The organism is Pseudoalteromonas sp. MM17-2 (assembly GCF_022347945.1).
Lineage (GTDB): Bacteria > Pseudomonadota > Gammaproteobacteria > Enterobacterales > Alteromonadaceae > Pseudoalteromonas > Pseudoalteromonas ruthenica.
In genome coordinates, this window is sequence record NZ_JAKRFV010000009.1 from 1 (window position 1) to 26,454 (window position 26,454).

The 26,454-nt window shown below is 48.2% G+C and carries 20 protein-coding genes; 5 read left to right on the forward strand and 15 right to left on the reverse strand.

Going from position 1 to position 26,454, the window contains the following annotated elements; all coding sequences use genetic code 11:
* Positions 1-206: 206 nt before the first annotated feature.
* Together MHM93_RS09250 and MHM93_RS09255 are read right to left on the reverse strand one after the other, a co-directional pair.
* Positions 207-2,666, reverse strand: a complete 2,460-nt coding sequence (locus MHM93_RS09250; RefSeq protein ID WP_239448840.1) for a DEAD/DEAH box helicase — start codon at positions 2,664-2,666, stop codon at positions 207-209.
* Positions 2,663-3,430, reverse strand: a complete 768-nt coding sequence (locus MHM93_RS09255; RefSeq protein WP_239448842.1) for a hypothetical protein — start codon at positions 3,428-3,430, stop codon at positions 2,663-2,665. Before MHM93_RS09255 ends, MHM93_RS09250 begins: the two co-directional genes overlap by 4 nt.
* A gap of 695 nt (positions 3,431-4,125) precedes the next feature.
* On the opposite strand from MHM93_RS09255, the gene MHM93_RS09260 reads away from it, so the two are divergent.
* Positions 4,126-4,941 carry an MliC family protein gene (locus MHM93_RS09260; protein WP_239448843.1) on the forward strand — a complete coding sequence of 272 codons (816 nt, stop codon included), beginning with the start codon at positions 4,126-4,128 and terminating at the stop codon, positions 4,939-4,941.
* Here MHM93_RS09260 and MHM93_RS09265 read toward each other — a convergent pair.
* The 3 genes from MHM93_RS09265 to MHM93_RS09275 form a co-directional block, all read right to left on the reverse strand.
* Positions 4,938-5,297 (reverse strand): VOC family protein, encoded by a 360-nt coding sequence (locus MHM93_RS09265; RefSeq protein WP_239448844.1) that lies wholly within the window; start codon positions 5,295-5,297, stop codon positions 4,938-4,940. The two genes, MHM93_RS09260 and MHM93_RS09265, sit on opposite strands and share 4 nt — an antisense overlap.
* 94 nt (positions 5,298-5,391) lie before the next feature.
* On the reverse strand, positions 5,392-7,068 hold the full coding sequence (gene glnS / locus MHM93_RS09270; protein WP_239448845.1) for a glutamine--tRNA ligase: 1,677 nt from the start codon (positions 7,066-7,068) through the stop codon (positions 5,392-5,394).
* 85 nt (positions 7,069-7,153) lie between these two features.
* Entirely contained in the window at positions 7,154-7,546 is a 393-nt protein-coding gene (locus MHM93_RS09275; RefSeq protein ID WP_239448848.1) for a VOC family protein, read from the reverse strand.
* Between the two features lie 92 nt (positions 7,547-7,638).
* On the opposite strand from MHM93_RS09275, the gene MHM93_RS09280 reads away from it, so the two are divergent.
* The 4 genes from MHM93_RS09280 (at position 7,639) to MHM93_RS09295 (ending at position 13,667) form a co-directional block, all read left to right on the forward strand.
* Complete coding sequence (locus tag MHM93_RS09280; RefSeq protein WP_239448849.1) at positions 7,639-8,064, forward strand: CBS domain-containing protein; 426 nt, start codon at positions 7,639-7,641, stop codon at positions 8,062-8,064.
* A gap of 84 nt (positions 8,065-8,148) precedes the next feature.
* Positions 8,149-9,213 (forward strand): DUF3083 family protein, encoded by a 1,065-nt coding sequence (locus MHM93_RS09285; RefSeq protein WP_239448850.1) that lies wholly within the window; start codon positions 8,149-8,151, stop codon positions 9,211-9,213.
* Positions 9,214-9,443: 230 nt separating this feature from the next.
* The gene (locus tag MHM93_RS09290; protein ID WP_239448851.1) at positions 9,444-10,574 is read left to right on the forward strand and encodes an efflux RND transporter periplasmic adaptor subunit; all 1,131 of its coding nucleotides are present in this window, start codon (positions 9,444-9,446) and stop codon (positions 10,572-10,574) included.
* Positions 10,575-10,577: 3 nt separating this feature from the next.
* Positions 10,578-13,667 (forward strand): efflux RND transporter permease subunit, encoded by a 3,090-nt coding sequence (locus tag MHM93_RS09295; RefSeq protein WP_053911220.1) that lies wholly within the window; start codon positions 10,578-10,580, stop codon positions 13,665-13,667.
* A 27-nt stretch (positions 13,668-13,694) separates the two neighbouring features.
* Here MHM93_RS09295 and MHM93_RS09300 read toward each other — a convergent pair whose 3' ends face one another.
* The 10 genes from MHM93_RS09300 to recC all read right to left on the reverse strand — a co-directional run bounded on the left by MHM93_RS09300 (position 13,695) and on the right by recC (position 26,367).
* Complete coding sequence (locus MHM93_RS09300; RefSeq protein ID WP_239448852.1) at positions 13,695-14,315, reverse strand: TetR family transcriptional regulator; 621 nt, start codon at positions 14,313-14,315, stop codon at positions 13,695-13,697.
* Between the two features lie 73 nt (positions 14,316-14,388).
* Positions 14,389-15,180: an SDR family oxidoreductase gene (locus MHM93_RS09305; RefSeq protein WP_022946210.1), complete on the reverse strand. Its 792-nt coding sequence runs from the start codon at positions 15,178-15,180 to the stop codon at positions 14,389-14,391.
* Positions 15,177-15,677: an Mpo1-like protein gene (locus tag MHM93_RS09310; RefSeq protein ID WP_045978688.1), complete on the reverse strand. Its 501-nt coding sequence runs from the start codon at positions 15,675-15,677 to the stop codon at positions 15,177-15,179. The genes MHM93_RS09305 and MHM93_RS09310 overlap by 4 nt, the downstream gene beginning before the upstream one ends.
* Positions 15,678-15,739: 62 nt before the next feature.
* The gene (locus tag MHM93_RS09315) at positions 15,740-16,381 is read right to left on the reverse strand and encodes a DUF2589 domain-containing protein (protein ID WP_022946208.1); all 642 of its coding nucleotides are present in this window, start codon (positions 16,379-16,381) and stop codon (positions 15,740-15,742) included.
* Entirely contained in the window at positions 16,381-16,635 is a 255-nt protein-coding gene (locus tag MHM93_RS09320) for a hypothetical protein (RefSeq protein ID WP_239448853.1), read from the reverse strand. Before MHM93_RS09320 ends, MHM93_RS09315 begins: the two co-directional genes overlap by 1 nt.
* A 1-nt stretch (position 16,636) precedes the next feature.
* On the reverse strand, positions 16,637-17,296 hold the full coding sequence (locus tag MHM93_RS09325) for a DUF2589 domain-containing protein (RefSeq protein WP_239448854.1): 660 nt from the start codon (positions 17,294-17,296) through the stop codon (positions 16,637-16,639).
* A gap of 58 nt (positions 17,297-17,354) precedes the next feature.
* Positions 17,355-17,720 carry a hypothetical protein gene (locus MHM93_RS09330; protein WP_130144948.1) on the reverse strand — a complete coding sequence of 122 codons (366 nt, stop codon included), beginning with the start codon at positions 17,718-17,720 and terminating at the stop codon, positions 17,355-17,357.
* A 2-nt stretch (positions 17,721-17,722) separates the two neighbouring features.
* Positions 17,723-19,555 (reverse strand): exodeoxyribonuclease V subunit alpha, encoded by a 1,833-nt coding sequence (recD, locus tag MHM93_RS09335; protein WP_239448855.1) that lies wholly within the window; start codon positions 19,553-19,555, stop codon positions 17,723-17,725.
* Entirely contained in the window at positions 19,548-23,117 is a 3,570-nt protein-coding gene (gene recB, locus MHM93_RS09340; protein ID WP_239448860.1) for an exodeoxyribonuclease V subunit beta, read from the reverse strand. The genes recD and recB overlap by 8 nt, the downstream gene beginning before the upstream one ends.
* Positions 23,104-26,367, reverse strand: a complete 3,264-nt coding sequence (gene recC, locus MHM93_RS09345; RefSeq protein WP_239448861.1) for an exodeoxyribonuclease V subunit gamma — start codon at positions 26,365-26,367, stop codon at positions 23,104-23,106. Before recC ends, recB begins: the two co-directional genes overlap by 14 nt.
* Positions 26,368-26,454 lie beyond the last annotated feature (87 nt).

The following is a 26,454-nucleotide window of genomic DNA, read 5'->3' on the forward strand; positions in this document are numbered from 1 at the left end:
CACTCGCATTCTTGATGATAAGGAAACCTGCAATCAATGCTGTAATAAAATTCTTCGTAGGTCATTTAAACGCCGTACTTTCCTTGGCTACTTAACGCCGCACTCACCGGAATTTTAGGAGCAGAGCGAGTAAAATTTCCGAGTGCAGTGGTTTGTTATGTGATATTTCAACAGTGCCCATTATTCTCTGCAATAACGAAGAGAACTTAAATAGTGATGTATTTCTTTACTTCAAACTGCACCAAGTCATCTTGCATTTCCAAGTAATGTTTGAATTCATCATTAACAGAAATATGCCCCAAATCATCTATTTCAATATTTTTAATCTGGCCGTCTGATTCAAACTTTTTAATTATTGCTCCGCTTAAACCAAGTTTTGTTAAATCTGTGTTTCTTTTCTTCGCTGTACCATAAATGAAAATATCATAATCTGGTTCTGATACAACTCCACAGTCTTTTAAGAGGGAAACAAACTCATTCAGCTTATAAGAAATAAAGTCGCTTTCCATTTTTATCTTAACTAATGCTAGGTTTACTAGTTCCTTATGACTTTTGGTCGACAAGTCAATATACGTTTTGGTTCCACTAACTGAGCCATCCTTCGCAAGCTCTCCATAAGAACTTCCAATATAGAATATATTATTTCCAGTTTCAGATGCATTTGTGTAAAAATATTTAACAGTTGAATTTATATGCTCTTTTAATGTTGAAGCATGGATATTCTTCACAAACGAGCGATAGTAATTTCGAGCTTTTTCGTTCTGAAGCCGAGCGAATGATAAATCTTTTATTTCATTCTCTAGTCCAGATATAAAGATTAAGTATACCTTTTCAATTGGATCAAGTTTATCGCTGTCAGGATCTGTTTGCATAATTTCGACCCTATCCAAAACGGCGTCAAAAGTACTTTCAGAATCATAATATGCAGAGTGCAATCCTGATTCAAAAAACTGAGCTTTCATCCTATCAACTTTAGTCAGCGGAGATTTTGTAAGAAAATTCTCTCTTTCTATAATAGATAAGGCATTGCTTTTTCCTGTCATAGCAGAGTTAACAGCTTCGGGACTACTTGAGTTTTCAATTATGTGGTCATATCTTGATATATCAAAATTAAGCAAGGTCGGATTTTTAACTTCATCACTAAACTTACCAGATTTTAAAGTACCGATTTTAGGGGCCATGTTACTACTGGTTCTATTAAATTCTTCTGAGTTTACAAAGTGAACAGAAGGTTTTAGTTTAGTTAAACTAGGATTCTCTCCAGAAAACACTTCGTTGAGTCTATTTACCCTTCCTATTAAATTTGTCAGTTCCTTTGCGCCCAATGAATAAGTGTTTAAAATGTATAAGTTGTCAATGGGCAAATTTACTCCCTCTAGAATTACTGAGTTTGCGACAATGAAATTTAGCACACCTATTTTTCGAAAATTGAACTCTAGGTACTCTTTGATAAGATCAGGCAGCTTTCCGTGAATATACAAAACCCCCCTTTTAACAAGCTCAACACAATAAAAGTCTTCGTGTACATTTTTGGATATTGTAATAGCTAACTGCTCTAGTTCTTTATTTTCAGTGAAAGGTAATTTTTCAGCTAAGATTCCAGCGAATTTTTCTACTTTTCGCGGAGCCCTGAGATATAGAAAGTTATTTGACCTTTTGTTTTTATCTATGTAAGTCAACATATCTCGTTCAGATTTAACATCAAAGAAAACGTCTAAAAATCTGTTGTATTTGTATACCCTACCATCGAGCCGATATTCATTTATATCTGCTTCTTTAATGTTAAACTGGATCCGCTTGGTATCTATATTTTGCTGCTCTTCAAACTTTAGATTATCGCTATCACTAATTAACGGTGAAAAATAGAAGATTTTGGAGTTCTGTTTTCTAGCTCTTATTCTTCTAATAAGCCTACTAAGTAAAATACTTCTGGACGATGACTCAAATAAATTGTGTGCCTCGTCCACAAGTAAAGCATCGACCTTCATGTTCTCTTCACTCTTTAAAAGCCTAAGTGCACGCTCTTGAGTGAAAATGGCTATAAAATTACTCTCTCCACCATACATTTCATCATGGAATATAACTTTCCTATTTGTAAATGTAGAATTAATTAGCTTATATGTTTGAGTAAGCAATGATTTAGTGGGAACGATAATGAAAATCTTATCTAATTCTAACTCTGAGATTAGCTCGACCATCATTGAACTTTTTCCAAATGACGTAGGAGCTATGTAGCAGTTATCTCTTTCTTCACTTTCAACTAACTGATTTCTGAACCTTCTCTGCTCTAGAGTCTCAGTTATTTTTTTATACTCAAACTTACTTAATCCGTTGTTGACAAAGTAATGGTGCAGCCTTTCTTCATCGATCATACCATTTTCAAGAACATACTTTGAAATTGGGTAAAACCCTAAATTCGTACTCAGGTCAAATAACGGCTCATAGTTATCACTTTGCAAGGAATAACTCAAAATCAGGTAATACCCAAACTCTAAATAAGATGTTTTCCTTTTATCTTTTTCATATTCTTTAATGAGCAGAATAGCGACAGATAAACAGAAAGTGGACTCATCTTCACTCAGCGAAACATCCATTGCCAATTTAGAGTTTATTTGTAGAAACCGCTCATTGCCTTTCAACCATGTTAGATTATTTATTCTACTCATAACTCACCTCCTAAATAATTACAAAATGAGTCATAACTAGCTTTTGTAATGCAAATTGCCTTTAGTGACTTAGCTTTCAAACCTGAAAAAAAATGTTCTTCAGCCCCTAAAATGGCACTCGATATATCTGCATTCCATTTATCTGTAATAAATATGCTTGAGCAGGGAATGATATTAAATTCACTTGCACTCTTGAACTGATTATTATCAAACAGATCCGAAAGTTCCTTAATCTTTTTTCTAATAGATCTGCTTGACCCAACGTCAATATGACTTGCGTGGTTGTAAGCGTTTTTCCATGGGTTATTTTTACTTTTTTTACTATCTCCAGCAATTACTGAAGAAATATCGTCAAAAGCTTCCTTTAGTTTATTCCTGTGACTTATTCCTGTTGTTGAATCCAAGCCTGACTTGCTTTCAACTAAATACTCCTCAGCACCATTCGAGAAAAAACCATCAAAACCTTTCTTAATAGATCCTTCTTCCAAATTAAAAAACAAGAATTCCTGCTTAAGGTTGGTCTGCCTCAAGTAAAGATGAACAAAAAACTCAGCTACAGCACCCATTCGGGTCCGGTAGTCTTTTGATTCTAAAAAGCGAAGGAAATTTGATTTAACTAATTGCAAAGAAGACTCACTGTCGCCTTCACAAATCTGGACCAAGCTTTGATCTATTTGCTCAACAATTTCGGGAGTTAAGTCAACTAAATCCAAAACATGGAGTTCAACCGTTTCAGAAATGTACCTTATTTCGGGGACTAACAAAACATATCCTTATTTAAAAACCATCAACGCAATATTTGAGTGCTAATTTATTCAAATCAATTCCGTTTTAAGTTAGCTCATATATTTCTTAGACTGCATATCCAGATATTCTACCTACAAGCAAAGCTTGCTGGGTTCACATAACAGCTTATTAACGTGCATTTCGGGTTAAACCAAATAACCTTTGGCTACTGAACCACGCTAACGTTCATTTAGTGTTAATAAATCATAAAGTTACCAGCTGGAGGTTCCTATGTCGATACTAAGGCGTGCGGTTGAAAACGCGCAATAAGATAATCGTGCCGAGTTTGGCTTGCTACATATAAATAAATAGCAATATTTCAACACCTTAAAAATTTCATTGGTTTAGTCGCGGCTGATATTACTTTGCATAACATGCCTTGTTTTGGCTTTTTTAATAAAGGCCACCTTTAACTGTGCATACAGCTTCTATTGGTTTTGTTATGCCCTCATACTATTTTTAGAGTCAGTAAGCATTGAGCCAAGAACGGGCGTTACAGCTTAGGAACGGAAAAAGTTTACTCGATGTGGATAAGGGGTTTTAAACTTTTAAATGGTTAAACATACTGAGATCTCAGGCGCTGCCTAGCGGAGCAGCGCAACGTATCGCGCTATTCACCCTCTATTAATACCTCTTTTCTATAATTGCGTTTTTATTCTCGCTATTGTTAATTATGAAGCGTTTAGCCATTGTTACTGCCGTTCTGACTCTTGCCGCCTGTCATGTTGCTACCGCACCAAGCGGTGAATCCCCACCAGCAGACATTCCCACATCGACCCAATGTACCCACGCTAATCTCAATGCAATTGAGCAGCTAGTCAGTACCAGCGATGGCAGCGGACACGGCCCGGATATTGGCACTGCGGAATGGGCAAACAGTGTGGAGTACCGTTTAGATATCAATAACCATGCAGATAAGCCGCCATTATTAACACCGAAGTGGTGCCAATGGGTGGCAAACCAAGCGAACACCTCAGCCAGCTTTAACTGTGAGCAAGCACAAAGTGATATCGCCCGCCAAGTATGCCAGTCGCCAAGGCTGAGTGAGTTAGATGCGCAATTGGCTAACACCTTCGAAAAAGCACTGGCACAATCCGATAGTGATAAACATAAAAGCACGTTACGGGCCATGCAACGTGGTTGGATAAAAGGCCGCGATGCGTGCTGGCAGGCTGAAAATGTAAAACAGTGCATTATTGATGCCTATCAGCATCGCAACGCCTCACTGCAAGTGCAATATCAACTCACCACGGCTGTGGATCACCTTCAGTATGATTGCGAGGGCAAACAGGTAAGTGTTGATTTTTATGATACCACGCCACAATTTATTGCCCTGCGCGAGGGTGAGCAACAATGGCTGATGCAGCGCGTGATTGCCGCCAGTGGCGCTAAATACCAAGGCCGCAATCAAGTGTTTTGGCAAAAAGGCGATAGTGCCTTTGTGCAATGGCAGTACAACACGCCCATGCAGCAGTGCACATTACGCTAAGCAGGCTCCGACCACACCGCAAACTCATTGCCACTGGGCTCCACAAAGTGAAACCGTCGCCCGCCTGGAAAGTCGAATAACGCTGTGGAAATCTCGCCTCCCGCTTGCTCTATCTTAGCTTGGGTTTGCGCAATATCGTTGGAATAAAAAACCAATAATGCGCTGCCTTTGCTGGTCTGAGCGTTTAAGTCGCTACGATAAAAGCCGCCATCGAGCCCTGCTCCGCTAAAGGCTGTGTAATCTGGGCCGTAGTCAGTAAATTGCCATGCAAAAACATCCGTAAAGAATGCTTTTGTGGCCTCGAGGTCACGCGCAGGGTATTCCACATAGTTCAGCATTTCGTGATTATTTTTCATCCTTGTCGCCTGCTATAAAACAAAAAAAGGTGCGCTAAGCATAGCGCACCTTTTTTATTGGTTCTACTGGGTTGCGTATTAACGCATTAAGGCCCTATTGGCCTTTATCTTGTTGCTCAATCTTGGCCCAAGAATCACGTAGCCCCACGGTTTGGTTAAACACTAAGTGTTCAAAATGATCGTCACGGCAGAAATACCCCGTGCGCTCAAACTGATACCCTTTCAGAGCAGCGGCTTCGCTTAAGCTAGGCTCTAATTTGGCGTTTTTAACCACTTTTAGTGACTCTGGGTTAAGGGCATCGGTAATGTCCTCTGCCGCACCTGGGTTAGGCACATTGAATAAGCGGTCGTACTGGCGCACTTCGGCTTCAATACAATGGCTGGCACTCACCCAGTGAATAACCCCTTTAACCTTGCGGCCATCGGCTGGGTTTTTGCCTAATGTTTCCGGGTCATAAGAGCAATAAATAGTGGTGATATTGCCTTGCTCGTCTTCGTCAATGCGCTCTGCTTTAATCACATAAGCGTTACGTAAACGCACTTCTTTGCCTAGCACTAAGCGCTTAAACTTCTTATTCGCTTCAACACGGAAGTCTTCGCGTTCAATGAATACCTCGCGGGTAAACGGCAGCTGACGCGAACCCATTTCTTCTTTGTTCGGATGATTTGGCGCATCGAGCATTTCCACTTGCTCTTGTGGGTAGTTTTCGATCACGACGCGCACCGGGTCTAATACCGCCATGGCACGTGGTGCATTTTCATTTAAATCATCGCGAATACAGGCTTCAAGCATGCCCATTTCCACTAGGTTATCTTGCTTGGTTACACCAATGCGCTTACAGAATTCACGAATAGAGCCTGGGGTATAACCGCGTCGGCGCAGCCCGGCAATCGTCGGCATACGCGGGTCATCCCAACCATCAACATGACCATCGACCACCAGCTGATTAAGCTTACGCTTACTCATAATGGTGTACTCGAGGTTCAGTCGTGAAAACTCGATTTGCTGTGGGTGGCACTCTAGGCTGATATTATCTAACACCCAGTCGTATAAACGGCGGTTATCTTGGAACTCCAAGGTACACAATGAGTGGGTAATGCCTTCAAGCGCATCACTAATACAATGGGTAAAGTCATACATTGGGTAAATGCACCACTTGTCACCGGTTTGGTGATGGTGAGCAAAACGAATGCGATAAATAATCGGGTCGCGCAGCACCATAAAGGAACTGGCCATATCGATTTTGGCTCGCAGTACACACTCGCCCTCTTTGAACTCGCCGTTTTTCATTTTTTCGAATAACGCCAAGTTCTCCGCCACAGGTGTATCGCGATAAGGGCTATTTTTACCCGGCTCTTTTAACGTGCCACGGTACTCGCGAGCTTGCTCTGGTGTTAAGAAACACACATAAGCGCGGCCTTTTTCAATAAGCTCAACAGCGTACTGATACAACTTGTCAAAGTAATTAGAAGAGTATTGAATCTCACCGCTCCACTGAAAACCCAACCAGTTCACGTCTTCTTTTATTGAGTTCACATAGTTGATGTCTTCTTTTTCTGGGTTGGTATCATCAAAACGCAAATTACACAGCCCGTTGTAGTCTTGTGCAATGCCAAAATTCAGGCAAATAGACTTGGCGTGGCCAATGTGCAAAAAGCCATTTGGCTCGGGTGGAAAACGCGTGTGCGTTTGCTGATGTTTGCCTGAGGCTAAATCTGCGTCAATGATGTTACGAATAAAGTTCGTTGGGCGATTCTCAATCTCCGCCATTGGGATACTTTCCTCTGAATTCTGCGTGACTTATAACCCACGCATTATGACAAATACTGCGCTTAACTTACAGCTTTTAGTAAGGTCACACCAGCTTTAATTCAACGGTGTTGCCGTCTGGGTCGAGAATGTATAAAGAACGACCAAAACCAGTGGCCCCGTAGCGCTCAGCGAACTGCAACGACTGGTTTACGCCTTTGGCTTTTAAGGTGCGGATCACCGCCTGTTCGCTCGCGGCGCTGATTTGCAAGCAAAAATGCGCCAGTGGCGAGGTGCGCACCTGCACCGGTTGCTTGCTATCTAAGCTGCCCTGGGTGCTAAGAATATCAATCAGGGCTTGGCCGGCGCGCAACTGATACAACCCTTCTTGCTCCAGTACGCGCTCTAACTGAGCGCCAAGTACTCCCTCATAAAATGCGCACATGCGAGGCACATCGTCGGTGCGCAGCACAACATGGTCTAGCCCGTGTAATTGCATTGAATGCTCCTTTTATTGATTAGGATCTAATCACTGTGCGTCACGCTAAGCTATGCTACAGAGACATTCATTACAACGCTAAAGGAGCCGTGATGCAATTGCATACTGCTGCAGATTTAATGACCCCAGCGCCGCTGACCGTAACCGCTGATGCCTCGTTGCATGATGCCCATGCATTAATGCGTGAGCACAATATTCGCCATATTCCCGTTACCGATGGGCACGGCACACTTATCGGCATGCTGACGCAAAAACTGATGATTGCCCAAGTGATGCGCATTATTTCAGTGTTTGGTGCACCGGCACTTGAGCGCAAAGAGAAACAAACGCAAGTGGGCGATATTATGCTTCAAGATTTTGATACCGTGGCCCCCGGTGATGCTTTAAGTGATATCGCTGAGTTTTTCCTCAATAACCGTCATGGCTGTATGCCGGTGGTTGAGGAGCAAAAACTGCTCGGCATACTCACCTCTTCAGACTTTGTGCGCCTAAGCGTTGAGCTGCTGAAAAAGTCATAAAAGTTTAATCTAGCGCAACATCGCTGACATTTATCTGCCCTACACTTGAGGCGAATTTAACAAACCTAGGAACAAGGAATAACCATGGCTTCACAGAATCAACATCGCGTTTATATACCGACCAATGCTCGCGCCAACCAGTATATTCTCGCCGAGTTTAAACCGGATGATGATTTTTACGCCTGCTTTAGCGATTATCGCAGCGCATATCAGCGCGTTGCCCGACAGCTGTTCGCGTTATGTGACGATGCCGAGCTCTACAATGTGCACATGCTGGTCAACGACAAGCTGCCCATTGTGCGCTTTCATGAAGAGGCATATTGCTTAGAAACTCAACGTCAGCAGCTGTTTTTTTATAATCCGCGATATCACGAAGCTCATCAGCTACATGGCTGCTGCGAAAGCCGAGCACGCAAAGTACGGTTGCTATTCCTCGCGACAGGTGAAGACATTCGTGCTCATTCTGCCGATTTTCACCGCCGCGTTGCCAAGGTGCTAAGCGCACTGCAAGAGCAACTTCCCGGCGATGCCAATAAGTTGAAAGTGCGTGACCATCAGCACCTAACCTATGATTTGTTCGCCCGCGCCAAAGGGCATAAAGAAAGCTACGGGTATAAACTTAGAGCACTGGCACCACGCTATGAAGCCCGTGGCTGCCCCTTACCCAGCCATCGCGACCTGACTTATGCGCGTTTTACTTTGCCGCTCACACGGCAGTTAAAAACGCAGCTATTGGATGCCAGCGCCACGGATTACGGAAACTTTTATAGCCATATTGAAGATGCCTTTATCAGTGCCTGTGAGGCCAAGCGCCTACCGCGCCGGGCAATGGTGGCCAATGGCCGCACACCGCTTATTCGCCACCGTGATATCGACACCAGCGCGCACAACGACGAACTGGAAAAGCTCAGCTTTGAACCCGGCAAAGGCGAAACCCAAAGTCACGTGCTCTTTGATGCCGCCAACTTGGTACAGAGCATTGACTTTGTGATTGTTGCCGGCGTCGAGGATCATCATGATATGGGCTATGGCCGCTTTATGAATCAAGTCGAAAGCGTGATCAAGGCGCTGTGTAATAGCTTACAGGTAAACCCAGAGCGCCAAGATATTAACACCCGCTTTTATCAGCACCTGAGCTACAGCCTATAACTGCACGATAAAAACATTAACAAGGCCGCTATTGAGCGGCCTTTTTTGTTGCTTGGCTCAGTCCCTTACCAGCCTAATTTAGCGTGTTATCCCCTCCGTAAAAAAGACTTTTTTACGCTTTATATCAACACCTTAAAAGTAAACGAGATAGTTTACCTTGCTTACATACATTCATGTATGTATATTCCTGCTCTAGTCGGTTTAATAAATTGTTCAGCTAAAGGTAGGTTATGAATGTAAAAACGCTGGTCGCAGTCACAGTACTTGCGGCGCTTAGCTTAAGTGGTTGCCAGGAGCAACCACAACAACAAGCCCAAACGGCCCCCGCTGCCGTTGAAGTCGAGGCCATAACGTTGTCGCCACAAAGTATTGACCTCAGCACCGAGCTGGTTGGCCGCACGGTCGATTTTCGTCAAGCTGAGATCCGCCCTCAAGTAAGCGGTATTTTGCAGGCGCGACTGTTCGAAGAAGGACAAATGGTGAGCAAAGGAGATGTGTTGTATCGAATTGACCCCGCGCCCTACCAAGCTGAACTTGCCAGTGCCAAAGCGGCGCTCGCAAAAGCTCAAGCCAGTGTTCGCAACACTCGCATGAAGGCCGAACGTATCAAAGGCTTATTAGGTAATAAATCGGTCAGCCAGCAAGACTATGATGATGCCGAAGCCACCTTGCTACAAGCAAAGGCCGATTTAGCAGCCGCCAAAGCCGCTGTACTGAGCGCCGAAATTAATCTTGATTACACTCAAATCCGTGCCCCCATTGACGGTCAGATTGGTCGCTCTAGTGTTACCGAAGGGGCCTTGCTGACGGCCAATCAAAGCGCTGCGCTGTCGATAATTCGCCAGCTTGACCCCATTTACGTGGATATGACGCGCGCCGCCTCCAAGCTATCTTCTTTGCGCAGCGCCATGCATCAAGGCAATCTCAGCCAAAACCCCGAGGTTAAACTGAGATTAGAAAATAACGACTGGTATGCGCTCTCGGGTGAGCTGAAGTTCTCCGAGGTAAGCGTTGACCCATCAACGTCTATGGTCACCATGCGCGCAGTGTTCCCCAACCCCAATGGTGAATTACTGCCAGGCATGTTCGTGCGAGCGCAGTTAGCTACCGGCCAAGATGATGACGCCTTATTGGTCCCGCAAAAAGCCATTGTGCGCACTCCCAAAGGTGAGGCCACAGTGATGGTAATCAGCAAAGAAGGCACGGCGCAAACTCGCGTAGTTGAGCTCGGTCAAGAGATAAACCAAAGCTGGCAAGTCCACTCCGGGCTACAAGCCGGTGACCAAGTGATAGTCGCCGGGCTGCAAAAGGTTCGCCCCGGTAGCAAAGTGACAGTGGCAAAACAGGACACGGGGGCATAATTTATGGCTAATTTTTTCATTGGCCGGCCTATTTTTGCTTGGGTGATCGCCATCGTGATCATGCTTGCGGGCCTGCTATCGGTAAAACAGCTGCCCGTAGAGCAATACCCTAAAGTTGCGCCGCCGGCGGTCAGCATTAATGCCAGCTACCCTGGTGCCACCGCACAAACAGCTGAAAACGCCATTACTCAGGTGATAGAGCAAGCCATGAACGGCTTGGACAACCTCATGTATATGTCGTCACAAAGTGACTCGGTGGGCAATGTCAGCCTGACACTCACCTTTGAAACCGGCACTGATCCGGATATTGCTCAGGTTCAGGTGCAAAACAAACTGCAACGGGCAATTCCTCTGTTACCGCAAGAAGTGCAGCAGCAAGGGGTTTCGGTAGCCAAGTCTAATGGCAGTTTCTTAATGGTTATTGGCTTTATCTCTGAAGATGGCTCGATGAACCGCGAAGACATCGCCGACTATGTGGTTTCTAATGTTAAAGACCCAATTAGCCGCACCCCAGGGGTGGGTAATGTCACCGTATTTGGCAGCCAGTATGCCATGCGTATCTGGCTTGATGCGCAAAAGCTTAACCAGTATCAACTGACCCCCACCGATGTCACTGCTGCCATTAAAGTGCAAAATAATCAGGTGACAGCCGGACAGCTTGGCGGCGCCCCGGCATTACCCGGGCAGCAATACAATGCCGCCATCACCGCACAAAGCCGCCTCAGTAGCCCAGAAGAATTTGGCCAAATCCTATTACGGGTTAACGAAGATGGTTCACGAGTGCAGCTTAAAGATGTGGCTCGCGTCGAGCTCGGCGGTGAAGACTATTCCGTTATGGCGCGCTATAACGGCATGCAAGCAACGGGGATCGCCATCGAGTTGGCCACCGGAGCCAATGCCCTCGATACCGCTGAAGCGGTGCGCGATCGCCTTGACGAACTAAAGCCTTATTTCCCAGAAGGGCTCAAGATTGAAGTGCCCTACGACACTACGCCGTTCGTTGAGCTTTCTATCAGCTCGGTGGTACAAACACTGTTTGAAGCCGTGCTGTTAGTGTTTGTGGTGATGTATTTGTTCTTGCAAAACTTCCGCGCCACCTTAATTCCGACCCTAGCGATTCCTGTGGTCTTGCTCGGCACCTTTGGCATTATGTCGGCGATGGGCTTTTCGATAAACACCCTCACCATGTTTGGTATGGTGCTGGCCATCGGCTTATTGGTGGATGATGCCATTGTTGTGGTCGAAAACGTTGAGCGGGTCATGAGCGAGGAAGGCTTGGGGCCTGTGGAAGCAACGCGCAAGTCCATGGGACAAATCACCGGCGCCTTGGTGGGCATAGGTTTGGTGCTCTCTGCCGTATTTGTGCCGATGGCCTTTTTTGGCGGCGCAACTGGGGCTATCTATAAGCAGTTCTCTATTACTATCGTTTCGGCCATGGCGTTATCGGTGTTGGTGGCGATTATTTTCACGCCGGCACTGTGTGCCACCATTTTGAAACCCATCAAAGGTGACCATCTGGAAAAAGGCGGCTTCTTCGGCTGGTTTAACCGTACCTTTGATCGCTCTAACGACGGTTACCAAGGGGCAGTAGGTGGCCTGCTTAAGCGCCCGGTGCGCTCAATGGCGTTATATGGCGCGATTATCGCAGTGATGGCATTGATGTTTGCCCGCCTGCCCTCGTCATTCTTGCCCGATGAGGACCAAGGTATCTTTTTAACCATGGTGCAGCTGCCAAGTGGTGCCAGCCAAGAGCGTACCGAAGAAATAATGACTAAGGTCGCCGATTATTATCACGGCGAAGACTCAGTGCGCTCGGTGTTCACCGTCAGCGGCTTTAGCTTTGCCGGACGCGGACAAAACGTCGGCCTTGCCTTTGTGCGCCTTAAAGATTGGAGTGAGCGCGACGACAGCCAGAGCGTACAGGCCACTATCGGCCGGGCGATGGGGTATTTTTCTACCATTAAAGAGGCGCAAATTTTTGCCTTTAACTTGCCTCCTATTCAAGAGCTAGGACAAGCCACTGGCTTCAACCTGTTCTTGCAAGATAGGGGCGCCTTAGGCCATGACGCGCTACTGCAGGCACGTAATCAACTGCTGGGAATGGCGGCGCAGCGCCCTGAGCTGATGGCTGTGCGCCCTAACGGCATGGAAGATGCCGCGCAATTACAGGTGGATATCGACCAACTTAAAGCGCAAGCGTTAGGAGTCTCAATTAGCGAGATAAACCAAGCGTTGTCTATCGGCTGGGGCTCGCGTTACGTCAATGACTTCACCGACCGAGGCCGTGTTAAAAAGGTTTATGTGCAAGCCGATGCCGAGTACCGCATGACCCCGGAAGATTTAAGCCATTGGTATGTGCGCAATAACGAAGGTGAAATGGTGTCCTTTGATACCTTTGCCACCAGCCGCTGGGTGTATGGTCCGCAACGTTTAGAGCGTTACAACGGCATCTCAGCTATGGAAATTCAAGGTCAGCCAGCACCGGGATACAGCTCTGGCGTGGCGATGCAAACCATGGCCGAGCTGGTTGCTCAGTTGCCACCGGGCATTGACTTTGAATGGACCGGCACCTCTTACCAGGAGAAAATGTCTGGCTCACAGGCGCCGATGCTCTATGCCTTGTCGATTTTGGTGGTGTTCTTATGTTTAGCCGCCCTATACGAGAGCTGGGCTATTCCATTTTCGGTGATTATGGTGGTGCCGCTGGGGATCATCGGTGCGCTTAGTGCCGCCTTCTTGTTCGGTCTTCAGAACGACGTGTATTTCCAAGTGGGCTTGTTGACCACCATGGGCTTGGCATCTAAAAACGCGATTCTCATCGTCGAATTTGCCAAAGATTTACAGCAACAAGGTCGCTCGGTGATCAACGCCACGCTCGAAGCCGTGCGCTTGCGTTTACGGCCCATCATCATGACCTCTCTGGCGTTCTCGCTCGGGGTCTTGCCATTGGCGATAAGCTCAGGAGCCGGGTCGGCCAGTCGCAACGCCATTGGTATTGGCGTCCTTGGCGGCATGCTCAGTGCCACCTTCTTGGCTATCTTTTTAGTTCCCGTGTTTTATCTCGTGGTGCAAAAGCTCTTTGTTCGAAAGTAACTGCACCCAACCCCAAAGCCGGACTTTTTAGTCCGGCTTTTTTATGCCTAAAAACAAGGTATCAAGGAGGGCTTGCGCTTGCTCAATAAGGTCAATATAACCTGGGTGTTGCAGGAATTTACTGATAAGGCCACCGACGAGGGAATTCATCGCCGCTGCCGCGACTCGCGGCTCAATAGCGGGGTTAAGCTCGCCATTTTCCAATGCTCTGGCGAACGCCAGCGTGAGCGTGTCCTGCACTTCTTGATTGAGTTGTTCTTGTTGCTGCACTGCGGGATTAAGCTCATCAACATACTCACAGCGATGGAACACCACCGTTAGCACGCGGTGATACTGGGGGTCTTGTTGCACTATCACCAAGGCGCGATGCATCACGTCTTTTATTTGCGCCAAAGCGCTCAGATCATTGGCACTTTGCAGCTCACTGAGCATTTGTCGAAACGGCAGACGAATACGGTCTAACATGGCGTTGAACAGATCGGCTTTGTTGTCGAAATGCCAATAGATTGCGCCGCGCGTGACGCCTGCGGCGCTGGCGATGTGTGCCAAGGTGGTCCGTGACACACCATACTGGTAAAACTGATGCTCGGCGGCATCTAAGATAGCACTGCGGGTTTGTTCGGCATCAGCCTTCGAACGCCTGACCATGGCCTTGCTCGATTAGGAAATAATGATCGCGATATTAACATAGTTGCTACCTGAACCAACAGCCATGGCGGTGTTATCGATACTCCAGCCGGGCGGTTAGGCGATTAAATAACCTGGGGAAAAAACGCTTGATGGTGGGTGCCCAATAACTTAAGCCTTGGCCAATCACCACTTCTTGCTTTTGCTTTTCAATCGCGGTGATGATTTCTTGCACACAGGCGCTCACCGGCATACCGTTTTCAATCGACTGTTCGCTGTGATTTTGCGCCACCCCTTTCTCGTTTAAGGAGTTATGAGCAATGCGGGTTTGCACCGAGCCAGGACACACGGTGAGGCAATGAATGCCATCAGCGGCAAGCTCGGCGCGAATGCAATCCATAAAGCCGACCACCGCATATTTGGAGCCGGAATAACCGGAGCGAAACTTAGAGCCCACTTTGCCCGCGACGCTGCTTATTGCCACGATCATCCCCTGCTTTCGGGCCTGCATTTGCGCAACCACCAGTTTAGTGAGGGCCACAGTGCCAAAGTAGTTGACCGCCATTAATTGCTGGTAAGTAGCAAAGTCGGTGTCGGCAAACAAGCTACGTTGCGACACCCCGCCATTATTAATCAAAATATCAATATCACCGATAGCTGCGAGTTGCTCGGGCAGCTCTTTAAGTAGGCTCTCAGCGGCGCTCAAATCCAAAGGTAAGACAACATGTCCCTGCCCCACCAAGCTATTTTTCACCTGCTCAAGGGCTTGCTCGTTGCGCGCCGATAACACCAGCTTAGCGCCTTTGGCCGCAAGTTGTTTAGCCAGCTCCTCACCAATGCCCGATGATGCGCCGCTTAACCACACCCGTTTGCCATCTAAGTTCATTTTATCGCTCCTGCTTGGTGTTCAATTTGCGCTTGCAGCTCTTTGCAAAGCCCCATTAAAAATAAGGCTTCAACGACAACAAATAAGGGCCCAATAACCAAGCCGATTAAATCATCCACAAAGGCAGGTTTTTTGCCCTCGTAATAGTGACCAACAAATTGAAAGACCCAGCCCACAACGAATAATCCGATACCAACGGACAGCCACAGCCACGTGCTAAGCATCGCCACGGGCGCAGCCCCGAGCAGACCCAGCACCAACAATGCGCTCATTAGCAGGCCTAGCCTGAGGGATAGCTTTAAATAATAAAGGCAGGTAATACTCACGACCAACACAGCGGGGGTGAGGCTGAGCGCTAAAACGGTGAAACTCGGGCGAGAGAGCAGCACCAGCAAGGCATACACGATTAAGGGTATGCCGATAAAATGGGTGTATATATTGCGTTTATCACGATGATAACGAGCGTAATTACTTAATTGGGTAACCAAGGTTTTCATGGTGTTTGCACCTTTTTTATTATTAACCTTGTGCTCAGTTTAGAGTAAAACCCCTAACTTGCCTATATTTTTGGCTCGTCTCGCTCGCCCTCATCAAGATTGCCAGTGGCATGGGTATTCATGCGTACTAAATTGGGCTTACGCTCACTCGCAGCGGCGCTCTTTAATGGTCCCTGCCCCGGTGGAGAATTAGGCTCATCAGACACTGGCTCACCGTTTTTAAAGGGCTGGATCATATTGGCGTATTGTTCAATGAGCCGATGCATTCCCTCTGGTGCTTCACAACGCGTAAACTGCATCTCCACATCGACAATATCGGTTCGCCGGCGGTTGCTGTCGCTGGTTTTCGGCGAAAGGTTCACCTTGAATGCCACTCGCTCGGCATTAAACCCATCCACTTGGTGCGTGGCCCGTTTCAACTCGCTTTCACTGATTTGAATCGACATATCAAAGCGCATTTTATCTAAGGCTATGCCTTGCGGCTGTACTAAAGCAATAAGCGGCACATACATATCGTGTTGCTCGTCGACTTGCACTTTCACCATTTTCGCCGCTAGCGAGCCATCCTCTTGAGTATCGAAGAACTGCTGCAATTGCATCACATATTGTTGCGATATCATGGTCCCGGTGGTGTTCACCGCATGGTGGATCCCCCGAGTGATATCGGTGAGCATTTGCGCATTCATCTTTTCTTTGCCAAACATCATAAATCCTTACTATCAATGACATTGGGAGTGCGCAGCCGCTGTAATAACTCAGTGTTAAGAAAATGACTTTGAGCATGCAGCTGCACGTTAACATAGGCGCGCGTATCACCAGCGCGCCCAGAGTGCTCGGAATGTATCAGCACCACATTGGTCTGTTTGGTGTGACAGTGCGAAGACCAATACCGACTTGGTATTGGCCACAATGCACTGATGGCCTGCCAACACCGCCGCCAAGCATTTTTTAGCTTCACCTTAGCCGCCACTTGGCTGGTTATTGTTGTTTTCAGGGGGGGGCGCGATGTTGGCTTTGGTGTCCGCAGGTAAGGCATCGGCAGAGGTCGGTGAGCCATCACCGATAACCACGGGCTTGGTAGCCGCATCGGTGAGAAAATCAATGACCCGCATTAATGCTTCAGGCGGCCCTTGACGTTTCACTGCGGTATGAATTGAGTATTTAGCTCGGGTGTCGGTTTTACGGGTTTGCTCCGACTTATGAGACACCTTGCCGTGTACTTTAACGGAGAATGGACCCCAGCCCATTTTCGCCTCAAAGCCACCTTCAGCACTGGTTTCGCTGTGGCTTTCTTCTGATTGTGTCACTTCTAGTTCAAAGTCAATTGACCCTTCTTCGACACAAATATTGGGGTGGGTGATCGCTGCAAGTAGCGGCACCCGCATAGTTTTACGTATGGTGCCCTTGAAGTTACCTTCGGTATCCACTTGGGTTTCATCGTATTCGAACTCAACATTCACCGCCTTGCCATCTTTAATGCACACGGTCATCAAAAATTCGGCGTAAGCTCGACTTGCCTGTACTTGGGCGGTGATCATTGCATGCAATGGCCCCCCTATCATGCGGTCCAATGGCAAGGCATTAATTACCGAGCCAACGAGTCCTGTATCGATAGCCATAGTTCTCTCCTTTTGTTCCTATTTGCGCTATTGCCATTAAAAACTAGGAGTCGCTGGCTTAACTCGTGCTCTTATGTAAGCCCTTGTAATAAAAGTATCGCCGGATAAGCATAAAGATCACCGTTGCGCCGATGACGGCTGACATCAGGTGGTGTATCAGTAAGTGGCCGACAATAAAGGCCGGGATATCGTCGAAGGAGTCGATCAGCAGCAGCTTGAGTATTAGCGCCACATAAACGCTAAGATGCAAAACAAACGCGACTTTAAATAACCGCCTAAACCCTTGCTTCATACTCGGGTGAATAGCCACCACTCCCAAGCGCAGCAGTAGCCATGCGCACAGTGCAATGGCCATGGAAACCACACCTAACCCCAATAAAGAGGTTTTAATAAGCACCACCGCTAAAATGACATAAAACCACATCGCTAACACTCACATAAACGTTGATACAACCCCGATGCCCGGCGCACTGGCGTGGCGATGGCATGAGCCAAGGTGCGCGCATCGCAGATCAATTCAATATGCGCCTTGGCACGGGTCACCCCGGTATACACCAACTGGCGATTAAGTCCTTGGCCGCCCCGATGCAGCGGCGGCAGCACCATGGCGGTGTGGGCAAACTCAGAGCCTTGTGATTTGTGAATGGTCATAGCAAAAACTTTATCAAATTGCGGTAAACGCCCCGGATAGAATGCCCTGGCCTCGCCCTGCGCGCCCATAAAAACGGCCTGAGGCTCGCCGTTGTCATCAGCCATAATAATGCCAATATCACCATTAAACAGGTTAAGCTGATAGTCGTTCTGAGTGATCATCAACGGCATACCAATATAAAAGCGCTGCTGCACATTGATTTTCCCTTGCTGAGCGAGGTGATATTCAATGCGTTGGTTAAGCGCATGCACACCAAAGGGCCCCTCTCGCAGTGCGGCAAGTAACTGGAAGCGGGCAAATGCGTCATGCACCTGTGCGGGCGTTGCCCCGGCTGCAATCAATGCTAAGTAGTGGCTGTACTGCTCGGCGCAGCGGGCAATGAGTGCGCTGTAAAACCCCTCATCCAAAGGGTAATAACTAATATCGCTGGCGCGGCTTTGCAGCAGGTACCGTGCTTTTTTGCTATCGGCTGTGTTAATTGCATACGCCAGTTGGCCTATGCCGCTGTCGCCATCAAAGCGATAGCTGTGCTGCAAAAAGGCAACATGATCGGTTAACGCATAAGGTGATTGCTGGCCACTGTGATAAGAATGCTCACCGCATAAATAGCCAAGTTGCTTGGCGCGCTGGTCACTGTAGTGCGGCAGTTGGCCAAGGGCACATTCACTGCAAATATCAGCCATGATATTGCCCGTGTCCACTGAACTCAGCTGGTCTTTATCGCCCAATAAAATTAACCGAGTGTGCGGTGCTAAGGCGTCTACCAATTTGCTCATCAGGCTAATATCGACCATGGACGCTTCGTCGACTATCACTAAATCGGCATGCACCGGATTACCCCGATGATGGCGAAAATGATTGGACATGGGCACCGTGCCTAACAACCGATGCAAGGTTTGCGCTTGCTCGGGAATACTCTCTAATACCGCCTGGTCGGTCTGCGCTAAGCCGCCCTTTGCTCCTTGAATAGACTCGCTTAACCGTGCTGCTGCTTTGCCGGTTGGCGCAACCAGTTCAATGTGCAAAGGGGCTTGGGCATAGAGCGATTGTAAAATCGCCAACAAACGCGTCACTGTGGTGGTTTTACCTGTCCCCGGACCGCCGGTGATCACACAAAACTTACTGGTGGCTGCCAGAGCACAGGCCACTTTTTGCCAATCAGGCTCGCTGTTTTGATTGTTAAAGTAATGCGCCAACAGCGCTTTGAGCGTCGGCAAATCAAGCTTCAAAGGCTGCTTAGCTAACTGCAAAAAGCGCGCGGTTAACTGCGCTTCGTAGCCATCATAGCGTGCCAGATAGACGCGCTGCCCATGTAAGCGCAGCGGTTTTTCAACCCCGGTACAAGGCAAGGCATTAAGGCAGCCGAGGGCATCAAAGTCAGGCGCAAAAAACGCGGGCACTGGCGCGCGGGTATCGAGCTCAAAGGGGTTGTCCCAGTTCACACTGTGCAAATCTAAGCAGGTATGCTGCTCATGCATAGCTTTGAGCAACAGCAGGATAATATAAAATCCCTCGCTGTAAGGTGGTTGCTGCTCATCGACAAGTAACGCCGCCAACTCGACATCCACGGTACGCACTTTACGCTGTTCTAACAGTACCTCAAGCATAGTGCGCTCCTTTGGCAAAAAGCCCGTCTAAGGTGTCGATTTCAGCAACACTGAATGGCCGATAATACACTCCGTGTCCCTCGGGCATAGCCCGTAAAAAAGTATACACCATGCCACCTAGGTGCTTAGCGGGGTCATACTCAGGCAATCGCGCCGCCAACAAGCGGTGCAATGCCACCATATAAATCGCCCCTTGGACATGATAGCTATGGGCATTCATGGCGTGCGTTAAGGCTTCATCGTTATAATCATCGGCGCTCTCGCCGAGGTAATTCGATTTGTAATCAAGCACGTAATAGCGCCCCTGATAGCAAAAGATTAAATCAATAAAGCCTTTTAGCACGCCTTTAACACGTTCAAAATCAAGACCAAAGTCATAGCTAAACAGGCTTATCATGGTGGCATTAAAATGTTGGGCATCAAGCTCATTGAGCGCGAGATGAAACTCCATCTCCACTAAACAATCATCGCTTTGTAACTGCCCCAAATAAAGCCCTGACTCGAGTATGGGGCAGCGCATAATCGCCGCCATCCAGCTGCATAGCAGCGCGTGCCAGCTCTCATCCAGTGCGTATTTATGCAGGGTATGGACGATCACTTGCTCAAGCTCTTCCATGGCCTGCGCCTCGCCGGCGAGCACGCCGCGAAAAGAGATTTGCTCGAGAATATCGTGCAGTGCACTGCCAGGCCCCGGGCCTTTGGGAAAATCATAAGCCGTTAGCTGCGCCACCGGGAGGGCCTGCTTAAGCACTAAACTTTGCTGCAAACGGTGATCCTCATCATCACCGCCACTGTGGCTGGTACCATGATAATCACTGTGCTTGAAGCTCAAGGCGCTAAAGCTGGTGGCCCGCCAGTTGCGCTCAATGACCGCCTGTTGGGCGCGTACCTGGCGCTCAACGGCTGCGTTTTCCTGTACCAGATTCTCACCCGATTGATAATGATCTGCATCGGTTAAACTCATGTCCGGGTAAGGCGCGAGCCGAGCCTGCAGCAGCTCACGAACATTCTCCGTGCCCTCAGCCCCTGGAAATAATAAGTACCCTAGCGCACTTTGCAAAAGCTGCGAGCGTTTATGTTTACCCAAATTATAAAGCCCTAAGGCACAGTGATAGATGGGCCGGGTCAGGGCCACATACAGTAACCTTAAGTCCTCGGCTAAACGCTCGCGCTCAGCGCGCGCAAGGCTCTCTTGTTGTTTAGATAAATCTAAGTACAGCTGCCCTTGGTGGTGATAATAAGCGGCACTGGCGCTGCGGAAATTGACCGCAAACGGCATAAACACAATGGGGTATTCTAATCCTTTAGAAGCATGCATGGTCACGATTTGCACCAGCTGGGCATCGGACTCCAAACGCAGCTGAGCGCTGTCACCCTCACTGCTATCACGGGTCAATTGCTGGTGAAAATATTTCAGCAACCGCGCCGTGCCATCCAGTTCAAGTTGCTTATGCTGGAGAATTTCACCGAGATGACGAAAATCCGTTAATAGGCGCTCAACATCCCACCCTTGCTCGGCCCATACTTGCGGTAATTGATTTTGCCATAACAGCTGCTCGAGCATTGCCAACGCGCCGTCGCGGTACCAACGCCGCTTGAGCTCAGCGAAGTGCTGCAATTGTTGCTGCCACTGCTCGGCATCATCGCTCAGTGCCAGCAGTTGCGCGCTATTGAAGTTATAAAATGGCCCCGCCAGCAAGCCGCGCAGTGCGCGCTCATCATAGGGACCGTGTATAATCGCCAACAAGCGGTAAAGATGTTGCGCCAGCGGTTGCTTAAACACACTTTCGCGGGCTAGATAAACACTGGCAACGCCTTGGCGGGTAAGCGCCTGTTTCATCAGTGCCGCTTCGCCCCTGTCGCGTACCAAGATGCAAAAATCGCCGGCGCACGGTGGCGCCTCACCCAGCAGCAAGTCTCCTTGTTGCGCCGCAGCCAACAAAAAGTGAACCCGCTTTGCAAATGCCTCGGCCAAGGCGCTTTGTCCTTGCTCTTTCGATAACACCTCAGCACCGCTGCCGTAAAAGGCAAAATCCATGGCACCGAGCGCCTCGCCTTTATACAACAGCGCTTTATCTTTGCCATTCGCTTCCACTTCTTGATAGGGAATGGCATCGTTAAAGATAAAGCTCTGCGGGTGACTGCTGAATAAGTTATTGACGCTTTCCACTAATGGCGTTGCCGAGCGGAAGTTTTTTGCCAAAGTATACTGCTGCTGCGCGCTCAGTTGTTGCTTGGCATCGATGTAGGTAAAAATATCGGCGCCACGAAAACCATAAATGGCCTGCTTGGGATCCCCTATCATGGTGAGGTTAGTGAACTGCTCATCGCTGGGACGATAAATAGTGCTGAAAATACCATACTGAATGGGATCGGTGTCTTGGAACTCATCGATCATCGCCACTGGGTATTGGCGGCGAATTTGCTGTTGTAGCTGGTTGTCGCTGTCGTTGTGCAACGCATCATAGAGCTGACTAAGCAGGTCATCGGGGGCGATAATGCCGGTGCGCGCTTTGTTGCTCTGCACATGGCGGCGCACATAGGCGAGCGCCAAGACACATATCACTTGTGCCAAGCGCTCACCCAGGCCCTGGCTAAGCTGCGCCATACGTTCAAATTCCACCACCAAAGGGTGAGAAAAAGGTTGGCCATTTTTCTTATAAATACTGGGGTCCTCAAGGCTTTGCGCACTCCATAAGCTAAAGGAGTGCTTGGCCGCACCTAAACTCAACTGGGTGTCATCATTGTTGCTAAACGCTGCCAAGCCCGCCAAATTACTTTTATGCTTAGGTTTGGCATTGCCTTTGATATCGCTGGCGGCAATGGCATTGAAAAAATCGCCCTCGCGCAGTGCCTGTTTGAATTGGGGCAAAGCCTTGAGGTATTCGCTTTGGCAATGCCACAATTGGGTCAGCTCAGCCTCAGGATCATCAATGTGCGGTTGTAACTGCAGCTGTTCGCGATTAATGAGCGCACGCAGCTCTTTTAGCAGGCTATGTGGCGAGCTGTAATGAGCGAGGACCGCCTGCGCTTGCTCTGCACGCAGCGGATACACAAACTGTCGCCAAAAATCGAACACCGCCTGCTCATGCAGCTCACTCTCATCCAGGGTGAAGCGCAAATTAAAGGCCATGTTCGATTCAAACGCATGTTGTTTAAGCATGCGCTGACAAAACCCATGAATGGTGTAAATGGCACTTTCATCCAAGGATTTCGCCGCCATATCCAGGCGATTAAATGCCTGTTGACGGTCGTCAAGCTGCGCTATCAAGTCACTCAATAGCGCATCGCTGCTGTGCTCCCCTAGCAGCATGTTTTTTGCCATGCTAATGCGCGAGCGCACCCGGTCTTTGATTTCACTGGTGGCGGCCTCGGTAAAGGTCACCACCAATATTTGCTCGACCGTCAGGGGCTCGCCTTGATTACCCTTAGCATCTTCATACAGGCCCAATAAGTAGCGTAAATACAACCCGGTGATGGTATAGGTTTTACCGGTTCCGGCACTGGCCTCAATAAGCTGTTGTCCATCAAAGGCAAGGGTGACAGGATTAAGCGTCTGCATAGCGTTGCTCCTCGCCTAATTGCGCTATGGGTTGCAACAATCGCGTACTCCAGTCACAGAATTCCTGCTCGCACTGGAAAAGGTCGGCAAAGTCAGTGGCGATGTAAGGGTCACTGCGCTCGGCGACCCCCACATAAGGACTGCCGACGAACTTAATATTGGCTTTATTCATATCTTGGCTTTGTATCCATTCCCAGGCACTGGCGGGGAAAAATGCCATACTGCTTTGATGGCTGCTAGTAAAGAGTTCAAGCCAAGGCGCTAATAATTGTTCGGCACGCTCAGCATTCATCGGGGCAAAAGACACTTGCTCGTCTAAGCCCATCACCACGGTAGTGACCGCCTCCCCACACAGCTGCGCGAGTAAGTGATAAATAAACCCTTGGATTCTATCCTTCGCTTTAATACTGGCGCTGCGATAAAACACCTGTTGACTGCCATAGAGGTGCGCTAACCAACCTTGCAGGCGTACCCCAGCAACCGTGATATCCACTTCCAGCATCTGCGCCATTTGCCCTTGCGTACGCAACTGAACCTGCTCTGCCAGAGGGCTGATGCGGCTACGCAGTTGCTGCAAGGTCAATGTCGATAACACACCTTGGGGCAGCACCCCGCGCTGGATAATTTCCTCGTCACTCGGAGCGCTACCGTGCAGTTGTCCTTCGAGCAGCTCATCGAGCAATTGATAACGTGACAAGGCATCTAAATCAAAATGTTCGATATCTTCATCGTGTGCATCAATGCCATCTATGCGCACCCCAAGTACTTGTTGATAAAAATAACGTTGTGGGCGAGTAACACACTGCATCAAAGTATCGAGCTCGCACAGTTGTGGCGCTGTGACAACCAAAGGCTGAAGCTGTTGTTTTTGCTCTTGTACGGCTGTTAACGGCAAGGCCCACACCGGATTAAAGCTTTGCCAACGGCTGTCCTTTTGATAATACTGCGGATGAAACGGCTGCAGATGATGCTGCATCACTAATCGGCTTGTGAACGCATCATCGCTGTCTTGCCAGCAAAAGCTGCGGTCTAAATATTCGCACAGCTCACTGACTAATACCGAGGGCATACGGGGGCTGTTATCGCGGCTAGAGCGACCGATGTAACTGAGATATAGGCTATCTCTGGCGCTCAACAAGGCCTCTAAAAATAAATAGCGGTCGTCTAGGCGACGTGAGCGGTCGCCTTTGCGTCGCTGACTGTAAGGCACCAAGTCAAAACCAATAGGCTGTACACTGCGCGGGTAATCGGCATCGTTCAGCCCCAAGATACAGACCTTTTTAAAGGGCACGGCGCGCATCGGCATCAACGTACAAAAATTAACTTTACCGATTAAAAACCGCTGCCCCACCCCTTTTTGCTCGACACCTTGTTGAATCAAGGTGGCGAAGATACGTGCCGAGATAGGCCCTTGATAGTCACCATTATCATAGTGCTTTTCAATGTCGCTATAGAGACCATCTAACAAGGCTAAGTCCGCAGCACTTAAATGTTCTATTGCCATCACTTCACTGGCTATTGCGCGCAAACTGGTACACTTATCCAATAAGCTTGCATCACCACTAAGTGCCTGCTTGGCCTGTAACAACACATTGATAAAGGCCAAGAGTTTGCTCAATGTATCACTGGCCATGCCCTCAACTGCGTCAGCCGGATAGACCCCATGATAAGGCGCATCGGTGGCCGCGATGCCTAACAATAATCGTTTTATTCCCAAACGCCAGGTGTTGAGATCAATACTTGGCAGGTTGAATTCTTGTTTGTGCGCGCCATCAATTCCCCACTTCACCCCGACTTGCTCAAGCCACACTTGGCACTGCTCGAGTTCGCTGGCGACGAAGCCGAAATGCTGGCTAATGGCCTCAATGTATAATAAATCCATCAATTCACTGACACCAAAGCGGCTAAAGGGTAGATTCACCAAGCTCACCAAGGCATTAACAATAGGCTGCTCTTGGGCAATGGATAAGTCGGCAATGGCATAGGGAATATGGCGCTCGCCTTTAGCGCCACCAAACACCGCTTCAATAAAGGCGCTGTACTGCCCGACATCAGGCATCATCACAATGATGTCTTTGGGTGTTAGGGTTGGATCGCGGGCAAACTCAGCGAGTAGATGGTCGTGTAGGCACTCCACTTCGCGCAAAGCGGTGTGGCAATTACTGATTAACAGGGAGTGATCTTGTTGCGCCAATGCTATCTTGCCCTGCTCACTGATAAACCAGTGTGGGTCTTGCGCTAAGCTTTCTCCTTTGAAAGCTAATTCATATACCTCTTGCTGCAGACGACCCAATAAATGCGGCGCAAATTCATCATCGAAACCATCCAGCCACTTGCCATCTAATTGCAGTAGTTGCTCTAGGTAATCGCGGCCAAGCTTACCCCATGATGCCAATAACGGATTACCGACGATAAAATATTGTTGCTCAGATTCAGCTGCGTCGATATTAGGCTTACGTTGATACTGAGTGTGTATTTTAGCCAGAGTTTTCTCATCGACGATATCGCCCCAATAATGTTCACTGGGGTTGAACAGAAATATCAACACATCCGTGCGCTCACTGAGCGCCTGAAAAATCGCTAGCTGCGATTGCGCCAAAGCGGAGATACCAAACAAGCAAATACGTGGCGGCAGTTGCAACTGCCCTGCCTCCAGTGCATCGAGCAAGCCTTGGTGCATATTGGCGCGATGGTATGGGCTTTGCTCTAGCTCTTGAACACGCGCGACTAAAGCACGCCAAAGATCGGGCTGCCAAGGTGCATGGCTAATATCAACGTCATCTAGTTGGTCTTCACCCGCTTGCCAACTAGCCAACCACTGTGGTCGATACATTAGATAATGATCGAACACATCGGCAATTTTTTCACACAGGGCATAGCGTTTGTGACCATCATCGTCACCATCAAGGTAGCGCATCAGGGGCTGGTAATGAGCCTGTGTTAATTTTTGCGGCAACAGTTCGTAGAGCTTCCATGTCATATTGGCTTTGTTAAACGACGACTCTGGCGGCACATCAGGCAAAGCTTGCTGGTACAAAGACCAGATAAAACTCGAAGGTAATGGAAAGTCGACCTGTGCACATACGCCTAACTGCGCTGTAAGCTCAAGCTTCAACCATTGTGACATTCCTGGAGAATGCACCAATACTTGCTCTTTATGGAAAATATTAGAACTGCTGGTATTAGCCAGCAACGCACAGAGCTGGGCGCTGAGAATCTCCATACGGTTTGACTGTATTATATGCAGCATGCGTTATCGGTATTATTGGAATGCCTAGATAGCCAGTGTACGCAATTTTAATGACGGGCACTAGGTTGACATCACAGTGTATTTTCA

Bases quoted from the DNA above. Each gene is read 5' to 3' on its own strand.
- MHM93_RS09250 (WP_239448840.1), bottom strand. From the start codon at position 2,666: ATGAGTAGAATAAATAATCTAACATGGTTGAAAGGCAATGAGCGGTTT.
- MHM93_RS09260 (WP_239448843.1), top strand. From the start codon at position 4,126: ATGAAGCGTTTAGCCATTGTTACTGCCGTTCTGACTCTTGCCGCCTGT.
- MHM93_RS09265 (WP_239448844.1), bottom strand. From the start codon at position 5,297: ATGAAAAATAATCACGAAATGCTGAACTATGTGGAATACCCTGCGCGT.
- glnS (WP_239448845.1), bottom strand. From the start codon at position 7,068: ATGGCGGAGATTGAGAATCGCCCAACGAACTTTATTCGTAACATCATT.
- MHM93_RS09275 (WP_239448848.1), bottom strand. From the start codon at position 7,546: ATGCAATTACACGGGCTAGACCATGTTGTGCTGCGCACCGACGATGTG.
- MHM93_RS09280 (WP_239448849.1), top strand. From the start codon at position 7,639: ATGCAATTGCATACTGCTGCAGATTTAATGACCCCAGCGCCGCTGACC.
- MHM93_RS09285 (WP_239448850.1), top strand. From the start codon at position 8,149: ATGGCTTCACAGAATCAACATCGCGTTTATATACCGACCAATGCTCGC.
- MHM93_RS09290 (WP_239448851.1), top strand. From the start codon at position 9,444: ATGAATGTAAAAACGCTGGTCGCAGTCACAGTACTTGCGGCGCTTAGC.
- MHM93_RS09295 (WP_053911220.1), top strand. From the start codon at position 10,578: ATGGCTAATTTTTTCATTGGCCGGCCTATTTTTGCTTGGGTGATCGCC.
- MHM93_RS09300 (WP_239448852.1), bottom strand. From the start codon at position 14,315: ATGGTCAGGCGTTCGAAGGCTGATGCCGAACAAACCCGCAGTGCTATC.
- MHM93_RS09305 (WP_022946210.1), bottom strand. From the start codon at position 15,180: ATGAACTTAGATGGCAAACGGGTGTGGTTAAGCGGCGCATCATCGGGC.
- MHM93_RS09310 (WP_045978688.1), bottom strand. From the start codon at position 15,677: ATGAAAACCTTGGTTACCCAATTAAGTAATTACGCTCGTTATCATCGT.
- MHM93_RS09315 (WP_022946208.1), bottom strand. From the start codon at position 16,381: ATGTTTGGCAAAGAAAAGATGAATGCGCAAATGCTCACCGATATCACT.
- MHM93_RS09325 (WP_239448854.1), bottom strand. From the start codon at position 17,296: ATGGCTATCGATACAGGACTCGTTGGCTCGGTAATTAATGCCTTGCCA.
- MHM93_RS09330 (WP_130144948.1), bottom strand. From the start codon at position 17,720: ATGTGGTTTTATGTCATTTTAGCGGTGGTGCTTATTAAAACCTCTTTA.
- recD (WP_239448855.1), bottom strand. From the start codon at position 19,555: ATGCTTGAGGTACTGTTAGAACAGCGTAAAGTGCGTACCGTGGATGTC.
- recB (WP_239448860.1), bottom strand. From the start codon at position 23,117: ATGCAGACGCTTAATCCTGTCACCCTTGCCTTTGATGGACAACAGCTT.
- recC (WP_239448861.1), bottom strand. From the start codon at position 26,367: ATGCTGCATATAATACAGTCAAACCGTATGGAGATTCTCAGCGCCCAG.